General features: G+C 56.6%; 10 protein-coding genes. 6 read left to right on the top strand and 4 right to left on the bottom strand.

The window, feature by feature from the left end; translation table 11 throughout:
* Window positions 1–63 precede the first annotated feature (63 nt).
* The 3 genes from VNX88_03575 to VNX88_03565 form a co-directional block, all read right to left on the bottom strand.
* Window positions 64–402 carry a PilZ domain-containing protein gene (locus tag VNX88_03575; GenBank protein HWY67716.1) on the bottom strand — a complete coding sequence of 113 codons (339 nt, stop codon included), beginning with the start codon at window positions 400–402 and terminating at the stop codon, window positions 64–66.
* 18 nt (window positions 403–420) lie between these two features.
* Complete coding sequence (locus VNX88_03570; protein HWY67715.1) at window positions 421–870, bottom strand: PilZ domain-containing protein; 450 nt, start codon at window positions 868–870, stop codon at window positions 421–423.
* Window positions 871–1,056: 186 nt separating this feature from the next.
* Complete coding sequence (locus tag VNX88_03565) at window positions 1,057–2,577, bottom strand: AlkA N-terminal domain-containing protein (GenBank protein ID HWY67714.1); 1,521 nt, start codon at window positions 2,575–2,577, stop codon at window positions 1,057–1,059.
* 305 nt (window positions 2,578–2,882) lie between these two features.
* On the opposite strand from VNX88_03565, the gene VNX88_03560 reads away from it, so the two are divergent.
* The 6 genes from VNX88_03560 (at window position 2,883) to VNX88_03535 (ending at window position 9,223) form a co-directional block, all read left to right on the top strand.
* Window positions 2,883–3,767: a nuclear transport factor 2 family protein gene (locus VNX88_03560; GenBank protein ID HWY67713.1), complete on the top strand. Its 885-nt coding sequence runs from the start codon at window positions 2,883–2,885 to the stop codon at window positions 3,765–3,767.
* Between the two features lie 35 nt (window positions 3,768–3,802).
* Entirely contained in the window at window positions 3,803–4,186 is a 384-nt protein-coding gene (locus VNX88_03555) for a LytTR family DNA-binding domain-containing protein (protein HWY67712.1), read from the top strand.
* A gap of 497 nt (window positions 4,187–4,683) precedes the next feature.
* Window positions 4,684–5,823, top strand: coding sequence for a glycoside hydrolase family 88 protein (locus VNX88_03550; protein HWY67711.1), 1,140 nt, complete (start codon window positions 4,684–4,686; stop codon window positions 5,821–5,823).
* Window positions 5,824–6,125: 302 nt separating this feature from the next.
* Window positions 6,126–6,653, top strand: coding sequence for a DinB family protein (locus VNX88_03545; GenBank protein HWY67710.1), 528 nt, complete (start codon window positions 6,126–6,128; stop codon window positions 6,651–6,653).
* A 61-nt stretch (window positions 6,654–6,714) separates the two neighbouring features.
* Window positions 6,715–6,852: a hypothetical protein gene (locus VNX88_03540; protein ID HWY67709.1), complete on the top strand. Its 138-nt coding sequence runs from the start codon at window positions 6,715–6,717 to the stop codon at window positions 6,850–6,852.
* A gap of 70 nt (window positions 6,853–6,922) precedes the next feature.
* Window positions 6,923–9,223 carry a GH92 family glycosyl hydrolase gene (locus VNX88_03535; protein HWY67708.1) on the top strand — a complete coding sequence of 767 codons (2,301 nt, stop codon included), beginning with the start codon at window positions 6,923–6,925 and terminating at the stop codon, window positions 9,221–9,223.
* Between the two features lie 329 nt (window positions 9,224–9,552).
* On the opposite strand, the gene VNX88_03530 is transcribed toward VNX88_03535, so the two are convergent.
* On the bottom strand, window positions 9,553–12,012 hold the full coding sequence (locus VNX88_03530) for an ABC transporter permease (protein HWY67707.1): 2,460 nt from the start codon (window positions 12,010–12,012) through the stop codon (window positions 9,553–9,555).
* Between the last annotated feature and the right edge of the window lie 218 nt (window positions 12,013–12,230).

Raw genomic sequence — 12,230 nt, 5'->3', positions numbered from 1 at the left:
AAAGGACCGCCCGCGCGCCCTCGCGCAGGTTATTGTCGATACGTCTTGCTTAGAGGATGCCTGCTAAGAGGGCTTCGGCGCCGTCTGTTCTGTCTTCTCGCCCATCTCTCGACTCAGCCGCGCCAGTTCAGCCTTCTGCCGGTCTTTGAGAAGCACGAATTCGAACCCGTGATAGAAGGCCCGTGAATACCGCACAGCAGCGTACACCTTGAGAGACGGCGAAAGTTCGATCTGCAGCACTTCGCCGGAGCGCAATTGCTCCGACATCTGCGCGCCCATGCCACCTTCTCCGAATTGCTGCCAATGGCCGCGAATGCCCACTTTCATCTCTTCGTAGAGTCGGTATGCAGTGAGAGGCCTGTCGATGGGATACCGGGGATATCGACGCTTCAGTTCATGCATTGGGGAGCCACTCCAAACCTACAAAATTTTGTCTCTGAAGTACCAGGCGGCAGCAGCAATAAGTCCAGTAAGCCCCGCCCATGCCCAACCCTGAAACCCGGAGTTCGATTCGTCCGGTCTTGGCCGGTCATACATCTGACGGAAATGTGCGCTGGCGGTGGGTACCATCTCTCGGCACAGGCCCGAAATCACAACTGGTCCCACGGCCCAATTCCACATAACGGAAGCTGCAATTTCGTGCTGCGCGGCGTCCGAAATTCGCACTCTCTGGCCGATCAAGAGGTCTCTGCGCCAGTGACGGATCGCAAATCCTCCGTCGCTCGCATTCACGAGCACGGCATGAAATTCCTCGCCACCGCCTGGCTGCTCAACTCGAACAGTGACGCCAGCGGGCTGGTTTAGCCGCGGCTCACGGCGTCGTTCCACGTGCTCGGCAGCAATCTGTTGCAACTCTTCTGGGTTCACCATGGGCGACGTCAATACCAAGCTAGAGCAGTTACGCCGGGGAAGCAACGAACGAAGGTGTAAGACCGGGAGGTAATACCTAGGCTATAGAAAAAGAATGACTTAGCTTTGCGCTATGGGTCGCTGAATTGTCATGAGAATAGTGCAGGATAGAGACACAGTATGCAGCGCCTCTGCAGGAGTCGCCGCTTACACCTGGCTCGCAGATATGCGACGCGCATCTTGCTCCTGGCGAAAGGCTGCCTTGCTGGGAGGTTCCACTCGTCGAGGTAGCTTGGCCCAAGCGGGGCTACCCCAGAGGTACATCGCAGCATAGGCCCGCCAAGGCCGCCAGGCCTCGGCACGCCGCTCCAGTTCGCGAGGCGTCTTTGCGTCCAGCGCGCGAAGAAGCCCCAGGTCGGAAGAAGGGAACGCATCGGGTTCTCTAAGGGCACGCATGGCGACGTATTGAGCGGTCCAGTTCCCGATGCCGGGTATCTCGCAAAGACGGTTTAGGAACTGGTCGACGTCGATGATTCCCTCAAAGTGGATCTGACCGTCGCAGACCGCCCGGGCGAGAGCACGAATCGTAGCGGCCCGAGCCTTCGGCAATCCAACGCTGGAAAGGTTGGCATCGGCCAGAATTTCCGGAGCGGGAAAGATGTGCGTCAGATTGGCCGCGGAAAACGGCTGTCCGAAGGCTCGGGCGATTCGCCCTGCGAGGGCCGTGGCCCCTTTGACTGTGATCTGCTGCCCCAGAACCGCGCGCGTCGCCAGTTCAAATCCGTTCCAACAGCCTGGCACACGCATTCCTGGAGCGGCATCAAGTCTGTTGAACAGCTCTCGGTCTGCACGCAAGGCCGTCGAGATGCTCGACCAGTCGGCGTTCACGTCGAACATTGCGCGTATGCGCTCGACGATAAAAAACAATGCGCGAGGATCGCCGAATTGAATGCGCGCAGTGAGAGTGTGCGTGTTTTCGTCCAGCGAGGCTTCAAAGTAGCCGTGCTTCCCATTTAAGGAAATCGAACGGCGGTAAGTTCCTGCGTCCACCGCTTCGACACCCGGTGTAGCCCGAGCCGCCAGAAATGCCAGCATCCCCTGCCAGTAATACGGCGGGCGAAACCGAAGTCGAAACAAATACTGATTCTCCGGCTCGATGGTCTTCTGCCGCGCGAGGCGGCGAATCTGCACTGGCGTGCGTCCATAAACATTCCGAATTCCCGCATTGAACCGCCGTACACAGCCGAAGCCGGAGGCCAGTGCAACCTGATTCATCGGAAGGTTGGTTTCATCAATCAGCTTTTTGGCAAAATGCAGCCTGCGCGTGCGAGCAACTGCGCTCGGCGTCGCTCCCAAATGTTGGAGAAACAGGCGGCGAACATGTCGCGCTCCCAATCCCAATCGTTCGGCAAGCGCTTCGACGCCTCCATCTTCAAGGCCGCTTTCATCGATCAGGCGCAGGGCTCGCGAAACTGTGTTTGAAGTTCCGAACCAGGCTGGAGTTCCCGGGGAGCACTCCGGACGACAGCGCAGGCATGGGCGGAAGCCCGCCTCTGCGGCTGCGGCCGCGGTCGGGAAGTAACGAACGTTCTTCTCTTTGGCCGTAGGCGCGGGACAAATCGAACGACAGTAAACCCCGCTGGTGCGGACTCCGATGAAGAACTTCCCATCAAATCGCGCATCGCGTGAGAGTCTCGCCTGCGAGCAAGCCTGCCAATCAAGTGCCATGGTTTTCGAAGCTCATCATAGTGGATTCTCCTGTGAGGAATGGACGTTTTCGGACACGGCAACCAGGCGCTTTTTAACTTTGTGGCACAGCCCCCCTCGGCTGTGGGTTTGGCCGATGGCCAAACATGAGCCTAGTCCCGGAAGGGGTGGGTAAACGTCGGGGAGCAACGTCCGGAAACGTCCATCCCTACGCCGTCTCTAGCTCTATCTTGAGTGACGAGACGACCGTTTTGAAAATAGGTCTGGGCACTGGAGGCTGGGGAGTTTCACAAATGAGATTTTTTGCTCGATGTTTGAAGGTCAGCGTGGCATCAATCCTCCTTGCTTTTCCGCCGAAGGATCTTGCTGCAAACTCACGCACCTCCAATGAATCCCCAAAGTCCACATCCTGTGCCACTCCTGAGCATCGGCAATTCGACTTCTGGATCGGCGATTGGGACGCATTTGACTTCGGCACCACCAACAAAGTCGCGCGCACGCGGGTGGAACGCACACTCAACGGCTGCGTGTTGCGGGAAGTCTACGAAGATCCGACTGGGCTCAAAGGCGAGAGCTTCACTATCTATGACGCCGCGAGAAAAACCTGGCACCAGAGTTGGGTAACGAATCGCGGACAGTTGCTGACAATCGAAGGAAAGCTCGAAAACGGCGAGATCGTACTGAGCGGACACGATCACGCGAAAGACACTCTGGTTCGCGGTACGTGGAAGGCGGTCGACGGAGGTGTGCGCGAAACCGCATTGACCTCCACCGATAACGGAGGCACGTGGAGGCCCTGGTTCGATCTGCTCTTTCGTCGTCACACCGAATCAACTGATGATCCAGGCAAGATCGTTGCAGCACTCGACAAGGAATATCAGGCTGCAGTGCAGAGGAACGATGTCGCCACCATGGACCGCATCTTGGCCGACGATTTCACGCTCGTTACCGGCTCCGGTAAGAGCTATACAAAATCTGATCTGCTCAAAGAAGCAAAATCCGGCCGCGTCATCTACGAACAGCAGGACGACATCAGTCAAACAGTTCGCGTGTGGGGCGATACCGCCGTTGTCACGGCGAAGTTGCGCGCGAGAGGTGCAGAAAGCGCCCAGCCGTTCGATTACGCGGTTTGGTTCAGCGACACATATGTAAGAACACCGGCGGGATGGCGATATGTGTTTGGGCAATCGTCATTGCGGTTACCGAACTAGGTCGGGAAGTACGTGGGGAGATTAAGCCAATGTGGATGAGTAACAATGTCGTGAGCGCAGAATCGTCAGAGCAGAAGCGGCAGCCGGACGATCGGCTCATCATCAAGTCCGGCGGGCGCGTGATCTTTGTTTCTGTGGACGAGATCGATTGGATTCAGGCCGACGCGAATTACGTTCGTCTGCACATCACCGGAAGAGATCCACTGCTGTTCCGCAAACCAATCAGCAAGCTCGCAGACCAACTCGACAACGCCCGCTTCATCCGCATTCACCGCTCCTACATCGTGAACGTTAGCCGAATCAGCGAACTGCAACCCTGCAACAGCGGTGAATTCATCGTCTCACTACGCAATGGCAAAGAGATACCCTGCAGCCGAACCTATCGTCACTTCCTGCAGGCTTTATATGTGCAGCGATAGCCTCGATGTCCCTTGGCCTGCGGATGTCGACAAAGCAGGATCAGCCGGTCAGAATCGGCCTCAATTTCAAACTATTCTTCGAGGAACCTTACGCAGTTCGACAATGATAGGGCCGGAGGCCCGGCTGGCCAAACGTCAGCCCAGTACCGGAAGGGCTGGGTCTGCGTTTACCTCCGTTTATTCCGCTGTGCATTGGCCGCATCTGCCGTTGTCGAACAACATCGACGATAACCTTCAAAGGCGACGAATAAGCTGGTGCCGGGCCTCCGGCCCTCATCATCTTGTGCTTGCATCGCCCCAGCCCTTCCGGGACTGGGCTGACGTTTGGCCAGCCGGGCCTCCGGCCCTATCGTCTGTGAGGGATCATCGATGATCATGTCTCGACGAGCGTTTCATTTGCAGCGCTCTTCGTAGTGGTCACTTCGATCAGGTCATTAAGCACTGAAGCGAGTTACATCCTCGTTTCGCCTGTAGAACCATGTGGTAAGAAAATACGCATGAACCTTCGAACACCTCGTCCGATGTTCGTAGTGATATGCCTGGCCATGATTGCCAGCACCGCCACGCAAACATTTGCTGCGAAGCCGCACGCCGCAAAATCGAAAAAGAATCGCATCAAGGAATTTGAAAACTGGCCTAAGGGTTCGTCGCCTCAGGAGATCGGCAAGCGTGTCGCAGAGCGTTTTGCTAACGGACCACACACGAACTTCGGCAGATCTACTCCGCCTGCTCATATCACCTACCCGGAGACCTGCGCATGGTATGGCTCGCTCACATTCGCGCAACTCGCAGACGACAAAGATCTCACGGCCAAGCTGACCACTCGATTCGATCCGCTATTCGGTGACGAAGCAAAGTTAATTCCCGAACCGAATCACGTGGATTCGACTGTCTTTGGCGCGGTTCCACTGGAGCTTTACATCGAGACCAAGCAGCAAAAGTATCTCGATTTGGGAAAGTCGATGGCCGACAAGCAGTGGGAAGATGCCACGCCCGACGGGCTCTCGAAGCAGAGCCGCTTCTGGATCGACGATATGTACATGATGGAAATCGTGCAGCTACAGGCGTATCGCGCGACCGGAGACAACAAGTACGTCGACCGGGCCGCTCTCGAGATGAGCACATACCTCGACAGGCTCCAGCAGCCCAATGGGCTCTTCTACCACGCGCCTGACGTCCCATTCTTCTGGGGCAGAGGCAACGGCTGGGTAGCCGCAGGAATGGCGGAATTGCTTCGCTCCCTGCCCGAAAATCATCCACAGCGTGCCCGCATCCTCGACGGTTACCGCAAGATGATGAAGTCGCTGCTGCAGTACCAGGGGAGCGACGGAATGTGGAAGCAGCTCATCGATCATCCAGAGTCGTGGCCCGAATCTTCATCGACCGGCATGTTCACCTTCGCGATGATCACTGGAGTTAAGAACGGTTGGCTCGATCGCAAGACCTACGCGGCCGCAGCGCGCAAAGGCTGGCTTGGGCTGGTGAGCTATTTGACTCCTGACGGCGACATCCGGAATGTCTGCGAGGGCACGAACAAAAAGAACGATCTGCAGTACTACCTCGACCGCGCAAGATTGACGGGCGATCTTCACGGTCAGGCGCCGATCTTGTGGTCAGCCTCAGCGCTGCTGCGGTGAAGCTGGTTCAACGATCGGTCAACCCAAGACTTTGAGGCATCCTGGCTCGGCCGCGCTGGGTATATTCTTTAAGGGATGTGTGAGAACTTGTCTGCCAGTCCCGTTTTGTGACTGTCATCCCTCGCGCGTATTTTGCGCGGGGGATCTGCTGTTGTTTGATTTGCAATGAGGACAGCAGATCCCCCGCTCCGCCTCGGAATGATTGCCATCCCGAACACTCACGCGGCGGAGCGAGGGATGACAGTATCCAATGAGACTCGCCACGACCGCGAGAACCTCAATCGCGGAATATAAGAGACTCCATGACCAACGACGAAATCAACGCTCTGCTCGACTATCACTATTGGGCCCGTGATCGCATGCTCGCTGCCCTCGATGCGCTGACGCCCGAGCAATTCACTCAACCCGTTGAAAGCAGCTTCAAGTCCATCCGCGACACTGTAGTTCACACGATGGGAGCCGAGGCTGTTTGGTACTCACGGTGGCGCGGCAACCCGCAAGGAATGCTCACGACGGAAGGATTTCGCGATGTAGCCTCGCTCTGTTCTGCGTGGCGCGAGCTCGAATCTGGTGTGCGCGCATTTTTTCAGGGATTAGGCGCGGAAAGAATTGAAACGCGGATGGAATACAAATCACTCAAGGGCGAGCCGCACTCGTCGACATTCGCGCAGATGCTCCAGCATGTCGTGAATCATGCCAGCTATCACCGCGGTCAGGTGACCACCATGCTGCGCCAGATCGGCGCGAAGCCGCCGGAGAGCACTGATCTCATCAACTACTATCGGATGCAAGAGAAGGCTCGTGCCGCTACACCTGGGCGGACCGCCTGATGTGCCTACGATCTTTTGCCTGTCATCCTGAGGCCCGGTGTTGGCCGAAGGATCTACCGGAATGAATCGGATTCAATTGCAGCTTCCCGGCTCTTTCACGAAGATCCTCGCCAAAGAGCCGCGAAGCTACATTTTTGTACCAGTCATTGCGGGAGATCCTTCGGCGAACGCCGGGCCTCAGGATGACAGTCGCTTTTGACCCAGAGCGCTCTCGCAATGCTCCCACATCGTCCTACTGCTTTCTGTGTTTGCTATCCTGACTGGCCCAAATGTTTCCGACGCTCACACTCAAGAAGCCGGACGATGCTCTTCATGGCTGTTCGTCTCTACTCCTTCTGCTGCTCTTTCTCTGCACGATAACCTGCGCCCAAGAGAGCCAAAGGGTCTCTGCCCGTCCGAACCCCGTCGACTGGGTGAACCCCTACATCGGCACCGCAGGCGCCGGCAGCGACTACGGTGGAACCATGCCGCTCGTGACTACGCCCTTCGGCATGACCAACTGGACGCCGCAGACTCGGCAAAACAAGATCAGCATCACCTCGTACCACTACGACGACACGACCATTTCGGGATTCATAGGTACGCATCAACCTGCAATCTGGATGGGAGACTTCGGATACGTCACCATCGTCCCCGAGCTGGGCGAGATCAAGACCACTCCCGATGCTCGCAAACTCAAGTTCACACGCGAAGATGAGCTCGCCACTCCGTACTACTACTCTGTCGTGCTGGATGCCGGGCAATCGCGGGAGATCCACGCCGAGATGACGGCGACGGATCACTGTGGTTTTCTGCGATTTACCTTCCCGGCGGATACTCGACCGAGCGTTCTGGTGGAAGCGACTCGTCCAAACATCATCGGCTCAGTCGAATTAAACCTGGAGCGCAAAGAGATCAGCGGATTCAATCCTCATCGCATGGACGCTCACCTCGGTCCTTTTGCGCTGCCGAATTTCAAAGGATACTTCGTGGTCCAATTCCGCGATTCTTGGGCAGAGAGCGGCACTTACCAGGGCTCGGATACGCGTGGGGATCGAACATCAGTCTCGGGAAACAATGTCGGAGCGTATGCGACCTTCCGTGCCAGAGATGAAAAGGTCATCGAGGTGCGTGTCGGAACGTCTTTCATCAGCATCGACCAGGCGCGTGCGAATCTCCAGAAAGAGATTCCGAGTTGGGACTTCGAAGGCACGCGCGCAAGACTGCAGCAGACCTGGAACCAAAAGCTTGGTCTTATCAGCATTGACGGTGCGACAGACGACCAGCGCGCAATCTTTTACACCGGTCTTTACCATTCGCTGTTATATCCGCGGCTCTTCTCGGAATACGGACGCTACTATAGTGCCTTCGACGATCAGGTTCATAACGGTGTCTCCTATACCGCCTTTTCCCTTTGGGACACATTTCGCGCCGAACACAGCCTGCTCACCCTGATTGCGCTAGAGCGCGTTCCCGATATGATGACGGCATTACTGCAGAATTACCGCGAAGGCGGCTGGATGCCGAAGTGGCCGAATCCTTCCTACACCAACATCATGATCGGCACGCACGCGGACGCCGTAATCGCCGAAGCCATCAACAAAGGATTCCGCGGATTCGATTTCAACCTCGCATACCAGGCCGCGTACAAAGACGCGATGACCCCTCCGGATGATGACACCAAGCACAAGTGGCTCGATCGTGAGGAGCACACGCCATATGAAGCGCGTGCAGGGCTCACGTATGCGAAAACTCTGGGCTACGTGCCGGCAGACAAAACCTCCGAAGCCGCCTCGTCAACTCTGGAAGATGCCTATGACGACTATGCCGTAGCTCAAATCGCCAAAGCGGTTGGCAAACAGAGCGACTACGAGTTCTTCATGAATCGCTCGCACAATTACGAATTGCTCTTCAATCCCAAAACAGGATTCATGCAAGCCCGCAATTCTGACGGTAGCTGGGCCGATCCTGGCGCAGGCTGGACGGAGGGCGATACCTGGGTTTACACCTGGTCGCCAATGCACGATATTCCCGGACTGATGAAGCTGATGGGTGGCCCGGATGTTTTCAACCGCAAGCTCGACGAGCATTTTAACGGCGGGCACAACAAGCACGACAACGAGCCCAGCCATCATTATGGCTATCTCTACGATTTCAGCGGCCAGCCTTGGAAGACGCAGGCGAAAGTTCGCGAAATTGCTACCCAGGCGTATTCCAATACGCCAGTAGGCATTCTAGGCAACGAAGACTGCGGGCAGATGTCGGCCTGGTACATCTTTACGGCAATGGGCTTTTATCCACTGAATCCCGTTTCGGGCGAGTACATGATCGGCAGCCCGCTCTTTGAGAGGGTCACATTGAATCTGCCCGAAGGCAAAAGCTTCGTAATCTCAGCTCGTGGGAATTCGCCGCAAAACATGTATATCCAGTCGGCAAAATTAAACGGCAAACCCTTGGCCATCCCTGTACTGCGCTATCAGGACATTCAGCACGGAGGTAACCTCGAGTTCGAAATGGGCCCGACGCCCTCGAAGTGGGCCAGCGATTGGCATCCGGAGCCATTACCACGGTTTCAGAACCGTCCGCGGTAGCGGATGGTAAAGATAGAGAGAGCACGGAACTCACCCCGAATCAATAGCTTAGCGTTAGTTGTGATTTGGCAGACGCCTTCCGGTAACGCGAGTAATCGCTGAATTTGCGCGGGTAATCTTGTTGGCTCCGGTGGCTCCGGATACGCTCTAGATGCTGACAAGGAGTGCCGCAAATGAGCGTCGCCGTTGTAATAGTCGCGGTTTTGGCAGTCTCCTCCATCCTGCACCGCCGCTCTCCGGAGCGATAGACAGTACTGATTAGCGGAGCGCCCTCGCTCGGCGGACTATCAGTCGTTACGGCGTTCTATTCTCACTCTCCCTTACATCCGTTACTCGTGCCGCAGCGCCACAATCGGGTTCACTTTTGTACTGCGTCGTGCCGGCAGGTAGCAGGCAGCTAGCGCAACCAGAGTCAAGGTGGCGGAGACAGTAAAGTACGTCAGCGGATCAGCGCCGCTAACCACCAGGAATTTGCCGACGAGCTTCGCGCTAGCAAGCGCGCAAGCTAATCCAAGCACCAGTCCAGCACACACGATAATCACACCTTGTCGGAGAACAAGGCCAAGAATCGAACCAGGCTGTGCTCCCAGAGCCATCCGGATTCCTATCTCCTGTGTTCGCTGGCTTACGGAATACGAGATCACGCCATAAACGCCGATCACCGAGAGAATGAGGCCAAGACCTCCCAACACGGCAGCCAGACTCGCGCCGAGTTGGAACATCAGCAATCCGTTGAGTGTGTATAGGGCCTGCTTCATGGTCTTTACTTCGAAGACCGGAAGATCAGGGGCCAGAGCGTGGATTGTCCGCTCGATCTCGGGAATCATGCTCGCCGGATCACCATGGGTCCGCACCTGCAAGACTTGCAGGCTACCCAGGGCTGCGTGCTGCGTCAGGGGCATGTAGAAGTGGTTCGAGAATGGTCCATTACCACGCTGGTAGCGGGCATCCTTTGCTACGCCAACGATCTCGAGCGTCTGCTTAGCATTGCTGACCATGCGGAAGTGACGCCCGATGGGATCCTGTTTTGGCCAGTATTTCTTGGCCATGGTTTCGTTCACGATGGCCACATTTATCGCCTTATCGTTGTCAGAGTCTTTGAAAGTCCTTCCCTCGGCGAGTGGAATCTTCATCGTTCCAAGGTAGTCTCCGGAGATCAATTCATATTGCGATCCCGGACCAGGTTGACCTTGCGGCGGCTGGTATCCCTCGATAATCAGTCCATCCCCGTTGCCGTAGTACCCCATAGGCGCGCTGCTGGCAGTGGCCGCCGTTTCCACACCCCCGAGTTGTGTGACCCGCGCGAGCAAGTCGCGATAGAACTGGAGAGTCTGGTCGGGCTTGTAACCAAGCTCACTGGGATCCATGTAAAGGTTAACAACGTGATTGGGGTCAAATCCCAAATTGGTCCGCTGCGCCGCTTGCAGGCTACGGGTAAAGAGTCCGGCAACGATCAGCAGGATCAGCGAGCCGCCTACTTGAACGACCACTAGAGCCGTCCGCAAACGGGCACGGCCACCTACGACACCGCGTCCAGTTTGGTGCAGGACAGCATTGAGATTCCCGCGTGAACCGCGAACCGCTGGGACAATTCCAACGACGATCCCAGTAATCAATGCGGCAGAAAACGCATATCCAAAGACGCGCCAGTCAAAGCCGAAGTCGAGGTGGATAGGCAAGTCAGTCTGGAGATTGAGCGAGCCCAGCAGCGAGCTTCCGCCGAATCCCAACACGATGCCGGCAAGTCCACCCAGCAACGCAAGCAGAACGCTTTCCGTGAGCAGTTGCTGGATCAGCCGTTTTCGCGAAGCGCCGAGCGCAGCCCGAATTGCGACCTCACGCTCGCGCACTGTCGCCCGCACGAGCAGGATGTTGGCGATGTTCATGCACGCCAGCAGCAGAACCATCGCCGCCAGTCCGAGAAACAAACCTGCGACGATCACCACCGTATTGTCGGAATCCGGCTGAGGACGTGAATGGACCTCCGAGTAAGCGCGAATTGCCATGTCCTTATCAAAGTCCGGAAAGTCTGAGCCCAGGTGCTGTCCAATCACGGCAAGCGATGCAGTCGCTTGTTCAAGCGCAACCCCATCTCGAAGCCGGGCCATGAGGACCACTTGGCGCATACCGCGATTCTCCATGAAATCGCGCGGCGTGCCTTCCACTACGTTCATACCCAGTGGCAGGTAGGCCTGAGCTTCCAGTATGGGATACGGTCCATAGAATTCTTTTGGCGCAACGCCGATCACGGTAAACGGCTTCCCATCGAGGGAAACTTTCTTGCCTACGATGTCTGGCTGTCGACCAAAGCGCTTTTGCCAATACGGGTATCCGAGAACGATCACCGGATCGGAATCGACGTTCTCACCCTCTTCCGGCAGGAAGAGACGGCCGAGTGCCGGCTGCATGTTCAGCATGCGGAAGAAGTTTCCCGTCACGTAATAGGTCATGAGCCGGTCGGCTCTGCCCTCGACGCTGAAGCCGTCTATGCCGATTTGGTATCCGGCAACGTCCGAGAAAACATTCGTCGTCTGGCTGCGTATAACCCGATAGTCGGGAACCGAGAACTGATTCTGTGTGTTGCCATGCCTCTGGCTGTAAGCGAGAACGCTGATCTGCTCCGGCTGCGTCACCGGCATGGGCCGCAAAAGAAGCCAGTTCACGAGGCTGAAAATCGTCGTGTTAGCTCCGATTCCAAGTGCCAGCGTCAAGACCGCGACAATTGTGAATGCGGGACTCTTGCGCAGCATGCGCACGCCATAAAGAAAGTCACTCTTCAATGTATTCATGAAATGTCTTCTCGCTCCGGCCGCAAGCCACCAGACAGGGAACCGCTCTGCCGGTTCTTACGCACATAGACGCGCCAGAGTTCAAGTTATTACGCAGGGAGCATGACTTTGTCTACTTCGAGGACTTCACGGCCGTCGAGGTTCGTCGCCCTAGAGCGCCCAGGCGCCCTCCCCGGCGAATCATCAAGACGCGGCTTGAGTCCATCACAGACCAAACA

It is taken from the genome of Terriglobales bacterium (assembly GCA_035567895.1).
Classification (GTDB): domain Bacteria; phylum Acidobacteriota; class Terriglobia; order Terriglobales; family Acidobacteriaceae; genus Gp1-AA112.
This window is presented reverse-complemented; position numbering and strand designations above follow the sequence as displayed.